15 protein-coding genes are annotated in these 17,566 nt (G+C 65.6%); 8 read left to right on the forward strand and 7 right to left on the reverse strand.

Features of this window, described 5'->3' with window-relative positions; all coding sequences use genetic code 11:
- Positions 1–6 precede the first annotated feature (6 nt).
- Together C4N9_RS15970 and C4N9_RS15975 are read right to left on the reverse strand one after the other, a co-directional pair.
- Positions 7–1,245 (reverse strand): Hsp70 family protein, encoded by a 1,239-nt coding sequence (locus C4N9_RS15970; RefSeq protein WP_109534354.1) that lies wholly within the window; start codon positions 1,243–1,245, stop codon positions 7–9.
- Between the two features lie 63 nt (positions 1,246–1,308).
- The gene (locus tag C4N9_RS15975; RefSeq protein ID WP_109534355.1) at positions 1,309–1,728 is read right to left on the reverse strand and encodes a Fur family transcriptional regulator; all 420 of its coding nucleotides are present in this window, start codon (positions 1,726–1,728) and stop codon (positions 1,309–1,311) included.
- A gap of 198 nt (positions 1,729–1,926) precedes the next feature.
- On the opposite strand from C4N9_RS15975, the gene C4N9_RS15980 reads away from it, so the two are divergent.
- From C4N9_RS15980 to C4N9_RS15995, 4 genes are read left to right on the forward strand one after another with little or no spacing between them, the layout of a single operon-like run.
- Positions 1,927–2,823, forward strand: a complete 897-nt coding sequence (locus C4N9_RS15980) for a metal ABC transporter substrate-binding protein (protein WP_109534356.1) — start codon at positions 1,927–1,929, stop codon at positions 2,821–2,823.
- Between the two features lie 4 nt (positions 2,824–2,827).
- Positions 2,828–3,706: a manganese/iron ABC transporter ATP-binding protein gene (locus tag C4N9_RS15985; protein WP_109534357.1), complete on the forward strand. Its 879-nt coding sequence runs from the start codon at positions 2,828–2,830 to the stop codon at positions 3,704–3,706.
- Positions 3,706–4,569 carry a metal ABC transporter permease gene (locus C4N9_RS15990; RefSeq protein WP_109534358.1) on the forward strand — a complete coding sequence of 288 codons (864 nt, stop codon included), beginning with the start codon at positions 3,706–3,708 and terminating at the stop codon, positions 4,567–4,569. The genes C4N9_RS15985 and C4N9_RS15990 overlap by 1 nt, the downstream gene beginning before the upstream one ends.
- A complete protein-coding gene (locus C4N9_RS15995; RefSeq protein WP_168192259.1) occupies positions 4,566–5,399 on the forward strand; it encodes a metal ABC transporter permease in 834 nt (277 codons plus the stop codon). Before C4N9_RS15990 ends, C4N9_RS15995 begins: the two co-directional genes overlap by 4 nt.
- On the opposite strand, the gene C4N9_RS16000 is transcribed toward C4N9_RS15995, so the two are convergent.
- The 4 genes from C4N9_RS16000 to C4N9_RS16015 form a co-directional block, all read right to left on the reverse strand.
- A complete protein-coding gene (locus C4N9_RS16000) occupies positions 5,390–6,361 on the reverse strand; it encodes an ABC transporter ATP-binding protein (protein WP_109534359.1) in 972 nt (323 codons plus the stop codon). The two genes, C4N9_RS15995 and C4N9_RS16000, sit on opposite strands and share 10 nt — an antisense overlap.
- Complete coding sequence (locus C4N9_RS16005) at positions 6,358–8,223, reverse strand: dipeptide/oligopeptide/nickel ABC transporter permease/ATP-binding protein (protein ID WP_109534360.1); 1,866 nt, start codon at positions 8,221–8,223, stop codon at positions 6,358–6,360. Before C4N9_RS16005 ends, C4N9_RS16000 begins: the two co-directional genes overlap by 4 nt.
- Positions 8,220–9,167: an ABC transporter permease gene (locus tag C4N9_RS16010; RefSeq protein WP_109534477.1), complete on the reverse strand. Its 948-nt coding sequence runs from the start codon at positions 9,165–9,167 to the stop codon at positions 8,220–8,222. Before C4N9_RS16010 ends, C4N9_RS16005 begins: the two co-directional genes overlap by 4 nt.
- Before the next feature lie 123 nt (positions 9,168–9,290).
- Positions 9,291–10,868 carry an ABC transporter substrate-binding protein gene (locus tag C4N9_RS16015; RefSeq protein WP_109534361.1) on the reverse strand — a complete coding sequence of 526 codons (1,578 nt, stop codon included), beginning with the start codon at positions 10,866–10,868 and terminating at the stop codon, positions 9,291–9,293.
- A gap of 102 nt (positions 10,869–10,970) precedes the next feature.
- Here C4N9_RS16015 and C4N9_RS16020 point away from each other — a divergent pair, with 102 nt between their 5' ends.
- Complete coding sequence (locus C4N9_RS16020; RefSeq protein WP_109534478.1) at positions 10,971–11,675, forward strand: DUF1028 domain-containing protein; 705 nt, start codon at positions 10,971–10,973, stop codon at positions 11,673–11,675.
- Here C4N9_RS16020 and C4N9_RS16025 read toward each other — a convergent pair.
- Complete coding sequence (locus C4N9_RS16025; RefSeq protein ID WP_109534479.1) at positions 11,662–12,450, reverse strand: FadR/GntR family transcriptional regulator; 789 nt, start codon at positions 12,448–12,450, stop codon at positions 11,662–11,664. The two genes, C4N9_RS16020 and C4N9_RS16025, sit on opposite strands and share 14 nt — an antisense overlap.
- Before the next feature lie 304 nt (positions 12,451–12,754).
- On the opposite strand from C4N9_RS16025, the gene C4N9_RS16030 reads away from it, so the two are divergent.
- The 3 genes from C4N9_RS16030 to C4N9_RS16040 all read left to right on the forward strand — a co-directional run bounded on the left by C4N9_RS16030 (position 12,755) and on the right by C4N9_RS16040 (position 17,550).
- A complete protein-coding gene (locus C4N9_RS16030; RefSeq protein ID WP_168192260.1) occupies positions 12,755–13,288 on the forward strand; it encodes a PAS domain-containing protein in 534 nt (177 codons plus the stop codon).
- A complete protein-coding gene (locus C4N9_RS16035; RefSeq protein WP_109534363.1) occupies positions 13,285–14,025 on the forward strand; it encodes a Crp/Fnr family transcriptional regulator in 741 nt (246 codons plus the stop codon). The genes C4N9_RS16030 and C4N9_RS16035 overlap by 4 nt, the downstream gene beginning before the upstream one ends.
- Positions 14,026–14,124: 99 nt before the next feature.
- Complete coding sequence (locus C4N9_RS16040) at positions 14,125–17,550, forward strand: CheR family methyltransferase (RefSeq protein ID WP_109534364.1); 3,426 nt, start codon at positions 14,125–14,127, stop codon at positions 17,548–17,550.
- The last annotated feature ends 16 nt before the right edge of the window (positions 17,551–17,566 follow it).

Raw genomic sequence — 17,566 nt, forward strand, 5'->3', positions numbered from 1 at the left:
CGCCCCTCAGCTTTCGCCCGTCGCCAGCGCCAGCCCGTCCACCACGGCGGTGAAAGCCTCGCTCGTGCGGATCTCGGCGCCGGGGCAGAGCGCGCGCATCTCGTCGGTGACAAGCTGCATCAGCGACGAACCACCGACGAGGATGACGCTGTCCAGCGTCCCGGGCGCGCAATCGGCCATGGCCAGCGTCTCTGCCGCCGCCGTGCGCAGATCGTCACGGTAGCCTTTCAGCGCCGCATCGAGGCTCTCTTGCGTGACCTGCGCCGAAAGCCCGCGCTCGATCTCGGTCATGTCGATCCGGCCCTGCCCCGCCGCGCCATTCGCGGCGATCTTGCCGCGTTCAACGGCGAAGGCCAGATCGTGGCCCAGTTCCTCGGTCAGCACGGTCTGGAACCGCGCCATCGGCATCGGGTCCACCGCCAGCTTGACCATGTCGGCCACCATGCGCCGGGTCTCGGGCGCGTAAAGAAACGGAATCTTCGCCCAGGTCGACAGGTCAAGATAGGGAGCGCGCGGCACGGGCAGCACGCCCTCGCCCATCTCGCGCCGCAAGGCGCCGCCCAACCCCAGAAGCGGCATCGCGTGGGCCATGGACACGGCATGGTCGAAATCCGTCCCGCCCAGCCGGATCCCGTGACTGGCCAGAATGCGCGGCTGGCCCTTGTCATTGCGGAACACCGTGAAGTCCGAGGTCCCGCCGCCGATATCGACGATCAGCCCGAGGCCGGTCTCGCCGCTCAGCCCGTGGCTGGCCAGCGCGGCGGCTTCGGGTTCGGGCAGGAAATCGACCTGCGTGAACCCGGCGGCGTGATAGCAGGCGCGCAGATCGGCCTCGGCCTGCGCATCGCGGGTGGGATCGTTGGAGTGGAAATGCACCGGACGCCCCGAGAGAGCCCGGGTATGCGACACCCCGGTCGCGGCACCGGCCCGCTGGCGCAAGGCTTTGAGGAACTCGGTAACGATGTCCGACAGGGTCCGCCGCTTGCCGCCGATCAGCCGCGATTCGTGCAACAGCGACGTGCCCAGCACGCTTTTGAGCGCGCGCATGTAGCGGCCTTCCTCGCCGGCGATCAGCGCCTCGCCCGCGGCCGCGCCGATCAGCATGTCGCCCCTTCCCGCCGGAAAGAACACGGCGGTGGGCAGCGTGTCCGAGCCCTGTTCGATGGGCAGGCGCCGGATCCGGCCATTTTCAAGCACAGCAACCGCCGAGTTCGACGTGCCGAAGTCAATCGCCAGCGTGGTCATGTGCGTCATCCCGAAATCGCAAGGCGCGCTGCCTATGACGCGCGGCGCGCGGGTGCAACCCGTTCAGCGCTTGCGGCGGACGAAAATATCCAGCCGGTGGCTGACGATTTCGAAACCATGCGCGCGGGCGATGTCCTGCTGCAAACGCTCGATCTCGTCCGAGCGGAACTCGACCACCTCGCCGGTTTCGACATCGATGAAATGGTCGTGATGCTCTTCGGGCACCGCTTCGTAGCGCATGCGCCCGTCGTCGAATCGCTGCCGCTCGATCAGGCCATGTTCGGTCAGCGCGTTCATGGTGCGGTAGACCGTGGCGATGGAAATCCCCGGCTCGATCGCCTGCGCGCGGCGATGCAGCTCTTCGACATCGGGGTGATCGTCGGCGCTGTCGAGCACCTGCAGGATCACCCGGCGCGGCGCCGTCAGCCGCAGGCCCGCCTCCTGTATGCGCCGGGCAAGGATGGACGGGGCCGTCTGGGTCATGACATCGCACTCGCTGGTCTTCCGGGGCGCCGGAGCGCCTTGGGCCCCAGCTTAGCACGGGGTCCCGGCGGCGTCACGACGACGGGGTTTCTTTAATGCGACTAATTCGCAGTTGAAACCTGCAATCTTCCTGTTAGGGTTCTGGGCGACAGATCCCTTTTTGCGAATCCTTCGCATCTGAACCTGACAGGAACGCTCATGCCCGGTCGCATCGCCCGTCTTCTTGCCACCACCGCCGCGCTTGGCCTTGGCGCCACAGCCGCCGGCGCCGAACCGATGAAGGTCGTCACCACCTTCACCATCCTTGCCGACATGGCCCGCAACGTCGCGGGCGACGCGGCCGAGGTGGTCTCGGTCACCGTGCCGGGTGCCGAGATCCACGGCTATCAGCCCACGCCCCGCGATCTGGTCCGCGCGCATGGCGCCGACCTGATCCTGTGGAACGGACTGAATCTGGAACTGTGGTTCTCGCAATTCCTCGACAATCTGGGCGACGTGCCCTCGGTCACGCTGACCGACGGGATCGACCCGATCTCGATCGCCGGCGGCGATTACCAGGGGCTGCCGAACCCCCATGCCTGGATGGGGCTGGCGAATGCGCAGATCTATGTCGACAACATCGCCCGCGCCTTTGCCGAACACGACCCCGACAACGCCGAGACCTACCTTGCCAATGCCGAAGCCTACAAGGCCGAGCTGCGCGCGACACTGGAACCCATCGCGGCCCAGCTGGAGGGTCTGCCCGAACAGCAGCGCTGGCTTGTGACATGTGAAGGCGCGTTCTCGTACCTCGCGCGCGATCTGGGTCTGCGGGAGCTCTATCTGTGGCCGATGAACAGCGACCAGATGGGCACACCCCGGCAGGTGCGCAGCGTGATCGACGGGGTCCGCGACAACGACATTCCGGTCGTGTTCTGCGAAAGCACGGTCAACACCGCCCCCGCCGAACAGGTCGCCCGCGAGACCGGCGCGCGGTTCGGCGGCGTGCTCTATGTCGACAGCCTGTCCGAACCGGGCGGCCCGGTGCCCACCTATCTGGACCTTCTGCGTGTCACCTCCGAGACCGTGGTCAACGGACTGACAGGGACCGAGTAACCCCATGACACAGCCGCACGACATCCCGCAGGACGCAGGCAGCGGCATCACCGCGCAGGACGTCACCGTCACCTATCGCAACGGCATGACCGCGCTGCGCCATGCCAGTTTCGAGATCCCGCGCGGCACGGTCACGGCGCTGGTGGGCGTGAACGGCGCGGGGAAATCCACGCTGTTCAAGGCGATCATGGGCTTCGTTCCGGCCGCAGGCGGCGAGATCCGGCTTCTGGGACTGAGCGTGCGCGAGGCGCTGAAGCAGAACCTCGTGGCCTATGTCCCCCAGGCGGAAGAGGTCGACTGGTCCTTTCCCGTGCTGGTCGAGGACGTGGTGATGATGGGCCGATACGGGCATATGGGGTTCCTGCGCCGCCCGAAAGCCGCGGACCATGCGGCGGTCGAGGCCGCGCTCGCGCGGGTCAACATGACCGAATACCGGCACCGCCAGATCGGCGAACTCTCGGGCGGGCAGAAGAAACGCGTCTTCCTGGCCCGCGCGCTGGCGCAGGACGGCCAGGTGATCCTGCTGGACGAGCCCTTTACCGGCGTCGACGTGAAGACCGAGGAACAGATCATCGCCCTGTTGCGCGAATTGCGTGCCGAGGGGCGGGTGATGCTGGTCTCGACGCATAACCTGGGCTCTGTGCCGGAATTCTGCGACCGCGTAGTGCTGGTCAAGGGCACGGTGCTGAATTACGGGCCGACCGAGACGACCTTCACCCGCGAGAACCTGGAGCGCGCCTTCGGTGGCGTGCTTCGGCATTTCACGCTGGGCGGCGAGCATCTACACGACGATGACGACCCCCGCCATATCAGCATCCTCACCGATGACGAGCGGCCCTTCGTGCAATACGGCGATCAGACCCGCACGCGCGAGGAACTCTGATGGACCTGCTGCTCGAACCCTTCGGCTATCATTACATGACCAACGCGATGTGGGTTTCGGCGCTGGTGGGCGGGGTCTGCGCGTTCCTGTCGGCCTATCTGATGCTGAAAGGCTGGTCGCTGATCGGCGACGCGCTGTCCCATTCGGTCGTGCCGGGCGTGGCGGGCGCCTACATGCTGGGCCTGCCCTTTGCGCTGGGGGCGTTCCTGTCGGGCGGGCTGGCTGCCGCCGCAATGCTGTTCCTGTCCGACCGTTCAGGGCTGAAGGTCGACGTGGTGATCGGCCTCATCTTCACCGGCTTTTTCGGGCTGGGGCTGTTCATGGTGTCGATGAACCCGATGGCGGTATCGATTCAGACCATCACCATGGGCAATATCCTGGCGATCACGCCGGAGGATACGCTGCAGCTGGTGATCATCGGTGTGGTGTCGCTGACTGTGCTCTTGCTCAAATGGAAGGACCTGATGGTCGTGTTCTTCGACGAGAACCACGCGCGCACGATCGGGCTGCGGCCCGGCCTTCTGAAGGGCGTGTTCTTCATGCTGCTCTCGGCCAGCGTGGTGGCGGCGATGCAGACGGTGGGTGCGTTTCTGGTCATCGCCATGGTGGTGACGCCCGGCGCCACCGCCTATCTGCTCTGCGACCGCTTCCCGCGCCTGATCGCCCTGTCGGTCGCCATCGGGACGGTAACCAGCTTCGTGGGCGCCTATCTCAGTTATTTCCTCGACGGCGCGACGGGCGGGGTGATCGTCTGCCTGCAAACGCTGATCTTCCTGGCCGTTTTCGTGCTTGCGCCCAAGCATGGCTTGCTCGCCGCCCGCGCCAAGGCCCGCGCGGCGCTGACGGACGAGGTGCAGCCGTGATCGAGACACTGCTCTTCCCGTTCGAATTCAACTTCATGCGCGACGCCTTCCTGATCGCGGCCATCGTCGCGGTGCCGACCGCGCTGCTGTCGTGTTTTCTGGTCCTCAAGGGCTGGGCGCTGATGGGCGACGCGGTCAGCCATGCGATCCTGCCGGGCGTGGTGCTGGCCTATATCCTGGGCATTCCGCTGATCATCGGCGCCTTTGTCGCGGGAATGGTGACGACGCTGGCCACCGGCTATCTGTCGGCCAACAGCCGGGTCAAGCAGGACACCGTGATGGGTGTGGTATTCTCGGGGATGTTCGGGCTGGGGATCGTGCTGTTCACCTCGATCCGGTCGGACGCGCATCTGGACCATATCCTGTTCGGCAATATGCTGGGCATCGACGCGCAGGACCTGTGGACCGCGGGCATCATCTCGGTGCTGGTCTCGGGACTGCTGCTGCTCAAATGGAAAGACCTGATGCTGCACGCTTTTGACCCGGCGCAGGCTCAGGCCTCCGGCCTGCGGGTGGGATGGCTGCATTACGGCTTGCTCACGATCCTGTCGCTGACCATCGTCGCGACGATGTCGGCCACGGGGCTGATCCTGGCCGTGGGGCTGCTGATCGCGCCCGGCGCCATCGCCTTTCTGGTCACGCGCCGCTTCGGGCGAATGCTGGCGGTGGCGGTGGCTGTCTGCCTGCTGTCCATGATGGCGGGCGTTTATGCCAGCTTCTTTCTCGACAGCGCACCGGCGCCGACGATCATCCTGATCCTGACCGCACTGTTCGTGCTGGCCTTCCTGCGGCGGCTCTGGATCCTGCGCCGCACCAGCGCTCAGATCTGAGCCGCATCGAGCGGGTGATAGCAGGCCGCCAGATGACCGCTGCCCTTGTCTTCCAGGGGGGGCGGCGCCGTGCCGCAAATCTCGGTCGCGAAGGGACAGCGCGCGCGGAAGGCGCAGCCTTTGGGCGGGTCGAGCGGATCGGGCAGCTCGGTCTCGCGCCCTTCGGGGGCGGTCAGGGCGCGACCCACCACCGGCGCCGAATTCGCCAGCAGCCGGGTATAGGGATGCCGGGGCGCGCGAAACACGTCCTCGGCGCGGCCAAGCTCGACCACCGAGCCGAAATACAGCACCGCGATACGGTCCGAGACCGCCTCGACCACCGCCAGATCGTGGCTGATGAACAGATAGGTCAGGCCCAGCTGCGCCTTCAGATCGGCCAGCAGGTTCAGCACCTGCGCCTGCACCGAGACATCCAGCGCCGAGACCGGCTCGTCCAGGATCAAAATCCGCGCCTGCGCCGCCAGCGCCCGGGCGATGCCGATCCGCTGCGCCTGCCCGCCCGAGAATTCATGCGGATAACGGTCGAGGAATTCCTCGCGCAGGCTGACGGTATCGAAGATCTCGGAAATCCGCTTGGCCCGCTCGGCCCGGTTCATCCCGTGCAGCAGCTTCAGCGGCGCCTCCATGATCTGGCGGATCGTCTTGCGCGGGTTCAGTGACGAGATCGGGTCCTGAAACACATACTGGATGCGCTTGCCGAACAAGGCCGGATCGGCATTGTCGAGCGCCTCGCCCTCGATCTCGATCGTGCCGGTCGTGGGGTCCAGCAACCCCACCAGCATCCGCGCCAGCGTGGACTTGCCGCAACCGGATTCGCCGACGATGCCCAGCGTTTCGCCCTGCGGCACGTCCAGCGTCACCGGATGCACCGCGCGCACGCCCGGCCCCGATTTGCCGAACATCTTGCGCCCCAGCGGGAAGGTCTTGGAAAGGTCGGTCAGGCGCAGAGCGGGCGCATTCATGCCGGGGCCTCCTGATACGTCACCGGGTGCAGGCAGCGCACGCCGTTCTCCAGCGGGATCTCGCCCTTCCGGCAATCGCCCTGCACGCGGGTGCAGCGCTCGGCAAAGGCGCAGCCTTCGGGCAGGTTGCTGACGACGGGGGGCAGGCCAGGGATCGCTTCGAGCCGGCGTTTGCCGCCGCCCAGTTCGGGCACGCAGGCCATGAGCCGGGCGGTATAGGGATGGCGGGGCGCGTCAAGGATGGCGCGCGTCGCGCCCTCTTCGACGATCCGGCCCGCATACATGACCGCCACCCGGTCGCAAAGCTGCGCGACCACGCCGAAATCATGGGTGATGAACACGATGGCCAGCCCGCGTTCGCGCCGCAGATCGTCGAGCAGCGACAGAACCTGCGCCTGCACCGTGACGTCCAGCGCGGTGGTCGGCTCGTCGGCGATGATGACCTCGGGGTCATTGGCCAGCGCCATGGCGATGCCGATCCGCTGGCGCATCCCGCCCGACATCTCGTGCGGGTAATCGTCGATGCGTGCCGACGCGTTGGGAATGCGCACGGCTTCCAGCAGCTCGATCGCCTTGCGCCGACCCTCGGCGCGGCCGATGGGACGATGGCATTTGATCGCCTCGATCAGCTGGTCGCCGACGCGGTAGAGCGGGTGCAGCGTGGCCAGCGGGTCCTGGAAGATATAGGCGACCTCGCGCCCGCGCAGACTGCGCAGCGTGCCATAGGGCGCGCCGATCAGCTCCTGATCCTGATAGCGCACCGACCCGCCCGCGATCACGCCGGGCGGCGAGGCCACGAGCCCCATCACCGACAACGCCGTCACCGATTTCCCCGACCCGGATTCGCCGATGATGCCCAGGCACTCGCCCGGTTTCACCGACAGCGACACGCCCCCCACCGCGCGGTAGACCTTGTCCTTGACGTGAAACTGCGTCTGCAGGTCCGACAGGGTCAGGATGCCCTCGGCCTGCGCCGGAGCGGGCTGACGGTCGCGGGCGACCATCGTGGCCGGCAGAGGACGGTTGAGCGCGCCGGATTTCAGACGCGGATCCAGCGCGTCGCGCACGCCGTCGCCCAGAAGGTTGATCGCCATGACGATGATCAGGATCATCACCCCCGGCACGACCGAGGTATGCGGATTGGTGATCAGCGCCGAGCGCGCCTCCCCCAGCATCGAGCCCAGATCGGCCACCGGTGGCTGCGAGCCGAGGCCCAGAAACGACAGACCCGCCGTTTCAAGGATCATCCAGCCCACGGTGGTGGACATGGCGATGACGATCACCGGGATCACGTTGGGCAGGATCTCGGACAGGATGATGCGCGTATTCGACATCCCCGACAGCCGCGCCGCATCGACGAATTCCTTGTGCGCGATGCCCACTGTAATTCCGCGGATATTGCGCGCGAAGAACGGGATGTTGACGGCGGCCACGGCGATCAGCGCGTTCAGCAGTCCCGGACCCAGCGCTGCGACGATGGCCAGCGCCAGCAGGATATAGGGAAACGCCATCAGCATATCGACGCCGCGCATGATGATGTTGTCGGTGCGCCCGCCGTAATACCCCGCGACGATCCCGATGGCCGCGCCCAGTGTCGCGGCGACCAGGGCCGCGGCAAAGCCCACGGCGAGGCTCAGCCGCGTGCCCCACATCAGCCGGCTCAGCAGGTCGCGGCCCAGATGGTCGGTGCCCAGAAGCGCGCCGTCCGAGAAAATCGGCTGAAACCGGTTCGACGTGTCGGTGACGTTGGGCGGCTTCAGCGGCAGCCACGGGGTCAGCAGCGCCAGTAGCACGACGATGCCGATCACGATGAGCCCGGCCAGCGCCAGACGGTTGCGGGCGAGGAGAGACAGGAAGCTCATGTCTTGATCCTCGGATCCAGATAGGACTGCGCGACATCGACGACGATGTTGAAAAAGACGTAGCAGGCGGCGACGAACACCACCCCGCCCTGCACCAGCAGGATGTCGCGGCGCAGGATCGCATCGACCAGCATCCGGCCAAGGCCCGGCCACTGGAATACCACCTCGATATAGACCGCGCCCGACAGCACGAAGCCTGCCTGCACGCCCAGAACGGGGATGATCGACACCATCGCGGCGCGCAGGGCGTGACGCCAGATCACGCCGCGTTCATGCACGCCCTTGGCGCGCGCGGTGCGGATGAAATCCTGCCGCAGCACCTCCAGCATGGCCGAGCGCGACAACCGCGCGATGACTCCGGTGGCGACGACCGACAGCGCCAGCGCGGGCATGGCAAGGTGGTCGATCAGCGCCCAGATATCGCGCGACCCGTAGATCGGCCACATGCCTGAGGCCGGGAACCAGCGCAGGTTCACCGCAAAGGTCAGGATCATCATCATGCCCAGAAAGAAGGACGGGATCGAAATGCCCAGAAGCACGACGAAAGTGATCGCCTTGTCCGCCCAGCCATATTGATTGGCGGCCGAGACGACCCCCGCGATGATCCCGAGGATCGAGCACAGAACGAAGCTGGTCCCGGCAAGGATCAGGGTGGCGTTGAAGCGCTCCAGAACCTCGTCCAGAACCGGGCGATTGAGCGCGAAAGAGCGGCCGAAATCGCCCTGCAGCATATTTCCGAGCCAGATGAAATACTGCTGGACCAAGGGCTTATCCAGACCCAGATCCTCGTTCAGGGCGGCGACGTTTTCGGGCGTCGCGTAGCTTCCCAGAATGGCGGTGGCAGGGTCGCCCGGGATCAGCGCCATGATCGCGAAAACGATGACCGAGATGCCCAGAAGCACCGGCACCGCCGAAATCAGCCGTTTCAGGATGTAGGGGTTCAGGATGAAGCGAAGCATCGCGTCCCTTTCACGGAGAGGACGGACGGGACATCACGCGCCCCGGCAACCTGCGGGATTGAAAACCGCAACGGCGGGGGCGGACAAGCGCCCCCGCCGGTCTTCCGGTTAGTTCTTCACCACGTCGTCGAGAAGCAGGAAGAAGGACGGCTCGAGCGAGAAATTCTCGACCCGGTCCGAGGTCACGGCGTTCTGCACCCAGTTCGCGACGAAGACCCACGGGGCGTCCTCCTGCACGATCGCCTGCATCTCGCGATACAGCTCGGCGCGGCGCTCCTGGCTGGTCGCGGTGCGGGCCTCTTCCAGCAGCGCATCGACCTCGGGGTTCGAATAATAGCCCGAGTTGAAGCCGCCCGCATCGGGGAAGGCATCGGTCCTGAGCGCCAGGTAGGGCAGCGTGTCCGGATCGTTGGTCATCCACGCCATCTCGGCCATGTCGGCCTCGCCCTCGAGCCCCGGATTCACGCGGCCAAGGAAGGTGTTCCACTCATAGGTTTCGATGGTCACGTCGAAACCCACCGCTTCCAGATCGGCCTGAATCGCGGTTCCCATGGCGACCGGGTCCAGCATCCCCGAACCGCCCTCGGTGACATAGAAGGTGATCGACGGGTTCTCGACCCCCGCCTCGGCCAGCAATTCGCGGGCGCGGTCGGGGTCGTAGGGATAAGGTTCCAGATCCTCGTTATAGGCCCAGGCGAAGGCGGGCGGCGTCGGGCCGGCGGCCACGGCGGCGGTGCCTTCGAGCACCTCTTCGACCAAAGCGGTCTTGTTGATTGCGTAATTCGCGGCCTGACGGACAAGCTGATCGGTGAACGGCCCTTCGCGCATGTTCAGGATCAGGAACCACAGATGCGGCCCGGCCTGTTCGACGATGTTGAACGCATCGCCCTGAAACTCGCTCAGGGCGACGGGCGGCACCTCGACCATCAGGTCGATCCCGCCCGACAGCATCTCGGCCACGCGGGTATTGGCGTCGGTGATCGGGCGGAACACGACCGCCTCAAGCTCGGGCGCGCCGTCCCAGTAATCGGGATTGGCCTCGATCACCACGGCCTCGTTCGAGCGCCATTCGACGAAGCGGAAAGGCCCGGTGCCCGACGGGTTGCGGCCGAATTCGGCGCCCTGATCCATAACCGCCTGCGGCGAGACGATCAGCCCGGTGGGATAGGCCAGATTCGACAGGAACGGCGCATAGGGCGCGTTCAGGGTGAACCGCACCGTCATGTCATCGACGGCCTCGACCGTCTCGACCGCCGAGAAGAAGAAGGCCAGCGGGAACGGGCCGGTGTCGTGATAGGGGTGGTCGTCGTTGAGCATCCGCTCGAAGTTGAACACCACGGCCTCGGCATCGAAGGGCGTGCCATCGTGGAAGGTGACGCCCTCGCGCAGGGTGAAGGTATAGACGGTGCCGTCTTCGGAAATCTCCCAATCCGTGGCCAGCGCCGGCTCGACCTCGAGCGTGCCCGAGGCGTAGCGCACCAGCCCGTCATAGACGTTCATCAGGATGCGGAAATCGTTGACCGCCGTGACCGCCGCCGGATCCAGCGCCTGCGGTTCGGCAACCTGCCCCACGATCAGAACGCCCGGCGGGGTTTGCGCCATCGCCGGCGCCAGCGACGACACGCCCAGGGCAAGGGCCGCGCCCCCGGCCATCAGCGCGCGTCGTGTCAGGGTCAGAAGTTTCATGGGTGTTACCTCTCCTGTCGGGACAACCGAATTTTTCATTATGAATTGCATGACCGCAAATTATCATGAAAAATGCAAGGGCCTTGCTGCGGAGGTTTGCGCGTGACGATCTCGATCCTTGCTTTTGATGAAAAATCGGGCCGCCTCGGGGGCGCCGCCGCGACCGGGAGCCTGTGCGTCGGGGGATGGGTGCTGCGGGGTCACGCCGAATCGGGCCTGTCGGCAAGCCAGGGATCGGCGCCCTCGACGCTGTGGGGCGAGGGGGTGCTGGCGCGGATGAAAGAGGGCGCCTCGGCCCAGGACGCGGTGCGCGCGATGACCGATCCCGATACCGGGCGGGCGGAACGGCAACTGGCGGCGCTGGACCTGAACCGGGGCACCGCGCATTTCACCGGCGACAACAGCGTCCCCCATGCCAGCGCGGTGACGGCGCCGGGCGTGGTGGTGGCGGGCAACATGCTGACGGGGCCCGCCGTGCTGCAAGCGGCGCTCGACGCCTTCCTGACGTCGCCCCTGCCCTTCGCCGAGCGTCTGATGGCCGCGCTTGGGGCCTCGGCGAGAGAGGGGGGCGATGTGCGCGGCTACCAGTCGGCGGCCCTGCTGGTCGTCGGGCGGGATATTCCGCCCCTCACGCTGCGCATCGACCATGCCGCCGATCCGCTGGCCGCGCTGGCCGATCTTCATGCCCGCGCGACGGCCGAGCCTTATCACGGCTGGCTGCGCGTCGTGCCCGTGACGGACGATCCGTTTCGCGCGCCGACCGAGGACGACAAGCGCCTGTTCGACAGCGCCTCTATTCCGCGATGAACCGGCGCAGGACCTTCGCTTCCTGCAACTGCATCAGCGCCTCGGCGGTCTCCATATGCGCCCGCATGATCGCCCGCGCATCCTCGGCGCGGCCGTCTTTCAGCGCGGCGATCAGGTCCTTCTGATAGGCCGTGCCCTTTTCGTAAAGCTCGCGGTTGGGGGGATCATAAAGCTGACGATACACCGTCAGGTCGGTCAGGATCCGGGCCATGAAGCTGACCACGAAGGCCAGAAGCGGATTGTTCGAGAAATTCGCCAGCCGCCGGTGAAAGACCAGCGAGGCGATGTGCTGCTCGCGCTCTTCCTCGGCATCCTGCGCGGGTTCGGGATATTGCGCGATGACCGCTTCCAGTTCGGCGATCTGCGCCGCGTCCAATTTGCCGGCCAGCGAGGCGACGAGTTCCGGCTCAAGCGCCTTGCGCAGCTGGTAGATATCGGCGACCGACAGCTCGGTGAAGTAGAAGTAGTTGGCCAGCAGTGCCTTGGCCCGGTCCGCCGTCACCTCGCCGATGAAACTGCCGCCGCCCGGCCCGGTGCGGGTTTCGATCAGGCCCTGCGCCTCGAGTATGCGCATCGCCTCGCGGATCGTCCCCTTGGCCATGCCGAACTGCGCGATCAGCTCGGTTTCCGAAGGCAGGCGGTCGCCCTTTTTCAGGTTCCGCTCGACCACCCAGTCCTTGATCTCTTCGGCCACGCGAACGGGCCGCGAGCGGCGCGGGGCCGTGCGGGACGAGCGGGGCGGCGTCGGGGCCCGGTTCGGGGGTGTCAGGGTCATGGGCGCTGCAACATGGGGCGCGGGATGGTTCGGTCCGGGTTGGGGATGGGCGGTTTCGCCGGGATCGGTCCGCATACTGCACCATCGGACCGGAAACCGCAAAACCTGCGCCGCAACACACGCGCTGGCATGCAACAGCCCGGAAGAGCCGCGCCGCCCCGTCGGACGAATTTTCCGATAGCCCCGTGGAACAGACTCGGTTTACGTTGGTTTTCCAATGAAATCGCAATCTTCCACGAGGTTTGCGATGGTGCATTAACCTATGTTAGTGCAGATTGGCGCCGCCGGAAGCCGAATAAGCACCATGACTGCAACTGTCCCTGCCCCCTTGCTATCGTTCCTGAAGCAGAGCGGCGTCGCGCTGACGCTTGCCGATGCGACGAGTGAAGATTTCCCGCTGCTCTTCGTGAACGATGCATTCTGCAAGCTGACGGGCTACGGGCCCGAGTCGGTGATCGGTCAGAATTGCCGGTTCCTGCAACCGCCCGAAGGCGCCGGTCCGGTGCGCGAACGGATCCGGGCTTACCTGGCCAATGATGCAAACACGACCGAGCGCTTTCTTTTGTCCAACCGCCGAAAGGACGGCACCCCCTTCGTCAACGTCCTGTATATGACGAAGATTTTCCACGGAAAGACCTGTGTTTTCGTGCTGGGCTCGCAATTCGATGCCGCACGGATCGACGGACGCAACGACACGCTTTATGATTCCGCGCTGAAAGACGATGTCCGTCAGCTATCGGTCATCGCGGGCGACACGGGTTTCCTGATGTATGGCAGCATCGAGGCCCTTGCGACCAGCACCGCCCTCATCGCCCAGTCCCGAGGAGCGAACCAGTGACGTCGACGCTCTATCCCCTGTCGCACCGCTTTCTGCTGGGCCGCGCCCGGCACAGGCTCGACGACGAGGATCAGCGCACGATCGAAGAGATGATCACCGATGTCGAGCGTTTCACCTCGGCCCATTCGGTGCTTGAGCGCGGCGACGTCGTCAGCCGAAGCACGCTGCTGATCGAAGGCTTCATCGCCCGTGTCATCAAGCAGGATGGCCGCCGCCATATCCTGGCGCTGCATGTGCCCGGCGATTTCGTCGACCTGCACGCCTTTGCGCTGAAGCGGCTGGATCATTCCATCGTGTCGATCGGTCCGGTTCTGGTCGGTTACACGCCGCATACGAAGCTGGAAGAAATCCTTGAAACGCGCCCCCGCCTGGCGCGGATGCTGTGGTTCTCGACCCTGCTCGACGCGGCGATGCACCGCGAATGGATCCTCAAGCTCGAACATCTCAGCGCCGATGGCCGTCTGGCGCATCTGATCGCCGAGATCTGGCAGCGTCTGGATTTCGTGGGCATGGCCGATCCCAGCGGTTTCTCGTTCCCGCTGACCCAGCAGGAACTCGCCGATTCCTGCGGCACGACGGCGATCCACATGAACCGGGTCGTGCGCAAGCTGCGCGAAAGCGGTATCGCCGACATTTCCCGGGGCCGTGTCACGATCATGGACACGGACGCGCTGATCGAACTGGGCGGCTTCGATCCGGCCTATCTGTACGGCAAGGGCGACCTGATGCTCGACTAGGCAGGCCTCTTGCCGCCGGCCGTTAACTTCTGGACAGTGAAACTAATGCGGTGTTAATGTGCGGAACTGCTTCCGTACCGGGTTTGCCGCCTCTCTGCCATGAACGACCAACGACCTGATTTTCCGATCGTCGGCATCGGGGCCTCCGCAGGCGGCCTTGAAGCGCTGCGCGACATGCTCGAAGGCTTTTCGGGCGACGCCGCGATGGCGCTTGTCGTGATTCAGCATCTCGACCCGAATCACGAATCGATGATGGCGCAGCTCATCGACCGCTACACATCGATGCCGGTGACGCAGATCAGCGGCGGCGAGCGGGTCGAACCCGGTCACGTCTACGTGATCCCGCCGGGCCGCAACCTGAGCATCCGCAACGGCGTGCTGGAGCTGCACGACTTCGACGCGCCGCGCGGAATGCGCCGGCCGATCGACGATTTCTTCGAGATCCTCGGCGTGGAACACGGGCGCCGCGCGGCGGGCGTGATCCTGTCGGGCACCGGCGCCGATGGCAGCCGGGGCATCCGCGCGATCAAGGAACATGGCGGTCTGGCGGTCGTGCAGGAACCGGCCGACGCGCGCTATGACGGGATGCCGCTGGCGGCCGAGGGGACCGGGCTGGTCGATTTTGTCCGCCCCGCGCGCGACCTCTTGTCGGTGATCAGCAATTTCTTCCGCCACGACGCCGAGAACCCGGTCACCGACCCGACCGCGCAGGTGGCCGATTACATCGACGATCTGTGCATCGCGCTGAACGACGCCACCGGCCATGACTTTGCCGGCTACAAGCGCAGCACGCTGTCACGCCGGATCCAGCGCCGGATGCAGGTGCTGGGGATCGCCGAGGGTGGCGATTACGTCACCCGCGTTCGCAGCGATCCGGCCGAGTGCCAGACGCTGTTTCGCGACCTGCTGATCAACGTCACCCGCTTCTTCCGCGATTCCGAAGCCTTCACCACGCTGGCCGAGCGCGCCATCGACCCGCTGGTGCGCGAAGCCAGCGATTCCGACGAGCTGCGGATCTGGGTGGCGGGCTGTTCCAGCGGCGAGGAAGCCTATTCCATCGCCATGCTGTTTCGCGATGCGATGACGCGCCACAAGCGCTATCCCGTGGTCAATATCTTCGCCAGCGACATCGACGAACGGATGCTCGACATCGCCCGCGAGGGGACCTATCCGCTGTCCGCCCTCGCCGATGTGCCCGAGCCTTTCCGCACGCGCTTTACCACCGCGTCGGGCGATCATTTCAGCATCGTGCCGCAGATCCGCGACATGGTGCGGTTCAGCGCGCACAGCCTGATCAAGGATCCGCCGTTTTCCCGCATCGATCTTGTATCCTGCCGTAACCTGCTGATCTATCTTGATGAAAATCTGCAGCGCGCGGTCATGCCGCTGATGCATTACGCGTTGCGGCAGGATGGCTACCTGTTCCTGGGCTCGTCCGAAACCATCGGCCGCTTCGACGATCTCTTCGACGAGGTCAATCACCGGCACCGCCTGTTCCGGCGCCGGTCGGTGCGGCTGAGCTATCCGCTGAACCTGCCCAACGGCGGCACACGGCGGAACCAGGCGCCCGGTCCGCAGCAGGAACGGGATACCAAGAGCCTCGACTGGCTGGAAAGCGAAGCGCTGCAGCAGATGACCCAGCGCTACGCGCCGCCGACCCTGCTGGTCGACAGCGCGGGCGGGATCATCAACACGTGGGGGCCGGTCGGGCGCTATTTCGATTTCCCCTCGGAACGCGAGCGCCGGCAATACGCGCCGTCGCTGGCCAAGCCCGGGCTGCGCGACGTGCTGGGGCCGCTGGTGCGCCAGACCTCGGGCGACCGCCGGGCGCATATCGTCAAGGATGTCACCGTCCGTGCCGATTTCGGCACGCAGCCGGTGCGCGTGATCTGCGAGCCGGTCCGCGACAACGCGCTCTTGATCGTCATCCGCGAGACCGGCGGCTTTCAGACCAATGGCGAGGAAGATTACGTCGAACTGCGCGACGGCGACAGCCAGGTCCACCTGATGGAGAACGAGCTGCGGGTGATGCGTCATCGCCTGCGCTCGACCGTCGAAGAGCTGGAGACCGCGAACGAGGAGCTCAAGAGCTCGAACGAAGAAATGATGTCGATGAACGAAGAGCTTCAATCGACGAACGAGGAACTGACCACCGTCAACGACGAGCTGAAATCCAAGGTCGATCAGCTGACCGTGGCGAATGCGGACCTGAAGAATTTCTTCGACTCGACCCAGCTTGCGGTGATCGTGGTCGACCGCCACATGCAGATCCGCAGCTTCACCGATGCGGCGATGACGCTGTTTCCGTTCCAGCCCGGCGACCGGGGCCGGTCCCTGGCCGATGTGACCTCGCCGCTGGGCACGACGCGCTATCTGGACCATGCGCGCAAGGTGGCCGAAACCGGCGAGACCATCGAAGACCGGATGCGCGACGAACAGCGGGGCCTCGATTTCGCGGTGCGCGTGATGCCCTACCGACTGCTCGACGGGGCGCAGGACGGCGCGACGCTGATCTTTACCGACATCACCGCCTCGCTGTCGCTCGAACGCGCGCTGAAAGACGAACGCGCGCGGCTGGCGCTGGCGATCGAGGTCGCGAAGGTGGGGATCTGGTCGTACAACCCGATCACCGGCTACACCGAGCTTGACGAGACCGAGCGCGAATTCTTCAGCCTTAGCGACGACGAGCCCAGCGATCTGGCCAAGCTGATGGACCGCGTGAACGAGGAAGACCGCGACGCCGTGACCCGGTCGCTGACCGATGCCGCGGCGAACAAGCGGAATTTCGACGAAAGCTTCCGCGTCACCGACGAGACCGGCGAAACACGGTGGCTGCGCGGGCTGGGCCGCTTCGTGCTGCGCGACGGCGATCCGCGGGTGATGGGCGTGACCTTCGACATCAGCGCCGAGCACCGGATGCTGGAAGAGCGCGAATTGCACCTGGCCGAGATGAATCACCGGATCAAGAACCTGTTCGCGGTGGTTTCGGCGATGATTTCCAGCGTCGAGCGTGAAAGCGAGTCGACCCGCGATTTCTCGAAGAACCTGCGCGGGCGGATCTCGGCTCTGGACCGGGCCCACGCGCTGATGCTGCGCGACAACATGCGCGCGCCGATCCCGCTATTGCAATTGCTGGACCGGGTGCTGGAGCCCGCGCGCGGCGGCCAGACGATCCGCATCGAGGGTCCCGATACGCTGGTCCCTGTGCGCGAGCTGACGCCGCTGGTGCTGATCCTGCACGAATGGAGCACCAATTCGGCCAAGTACGGCGCGCTGTCCGATCCCAACGGCACGCTCAAGGTCGACTGGACGAACGGGGACCAAGAATTCCGCATCGTCTGGGAAGAAAGCATCGAAGCTTTCGAAGAAAGCGATACGGGGCCGGGATTCGGGTCGCGGCTGGTGCAGGCGTCGGTCATGCAGCTGGGCGCCGATCTGAAGCGCGACGTGTCGGACGAGCTCTTGCGGCTGACGCTCAGCATGCCGGCTTTCACCACTCCGGACGACACCGACGACGAGGAGTGACCCGCGCGGCGCGGGT

This window comes from Pararhodobacter marinus (genome assembly GCF_003122215.1).
GTDB classification, from domain to species: Bacteria; Pseudomonadota; Alphaproteobacteria; order Rhodobacterales; family Rhodobacteraceae; genus Pararhodobacter; species Pararhodobacter marinus.

Coding starts and splice junctions, on each gene's coding strand:
- C4N9_RS15970 (WP_109534354.1), bottom strand. CDS start 1,245: ATGACCACGCTGGCGATTGACTTCGGCACGTCGAACTCGGCGGTTGCT.
- C4N9_RS15975 (WP_109534355.1), bottom strand. CDS start 1,728: ATGACCCAGACGGCCCCGTCCATCCTTGCCCGGCGCATACAGGAGGCG.
- C4N9_RS15980 (WP_109534356.1), top strand. CDS start 1,927: ATGCCCGGTCGCATCGCCCGTCTTCTTGCCACCACCGCCGCGCTTGGC.
- C4N9_RS15985 (WP_109534357.1), top strand. CDS start 2,828: ATGACACAGCCGCACGACATCCCGCAGGACGCAGGCAGCGGCATCACC.
- C4N9_RS15990 (WP_109534358.1), top strand. CDS start 3,706: ATGGACCTGCTGCTCGAACCCTTCGGCTATCATTACATGACCAACGCG.
- C4N9_RS16000 (WP_109534359.1), bottom strand. CDS start 6,361: ATGAATGCGCCCGCTCTGCGCCTGACCGACCTTTCCAAGACCTTCCCG.
- C4N9_RS16005 (WP_109534360.1), bottom strand. CDS start 8,223: ATGAGCTTCCTGTCTCTCCTCGCCCGCAACCGTCTGGCGCTGGCCGGG.
- C4N9_RS16015 (WP_109534361.1), bottom strand. CDS start 10,868: ATGAAACTTCTGACCCTGACACGACGCGCGCTGATGGCCGGGGGCGCG.
- C4N9_RS16025 (WP_109534479.1), bottom strand. CDS start 12,450: ATGACCCTGACACCCCCGAACCGGGCCCCGACGCCGCCCCGCTCGTCC.
- C4N9_RS16030 (WP_168192260.1), top strand. CDS start 12,755: ATGACTGCAACTGTCCCTGCCCCCTTGCTATCGTTCCTGAAGCAGAGC.
- C4N9_RS16040 (WP_109534364.1), top strand. CDS start 14,125: ATGAACGACCAACGACCTGATTTTCCGATCGTCGGCATCGGGGCCTCC.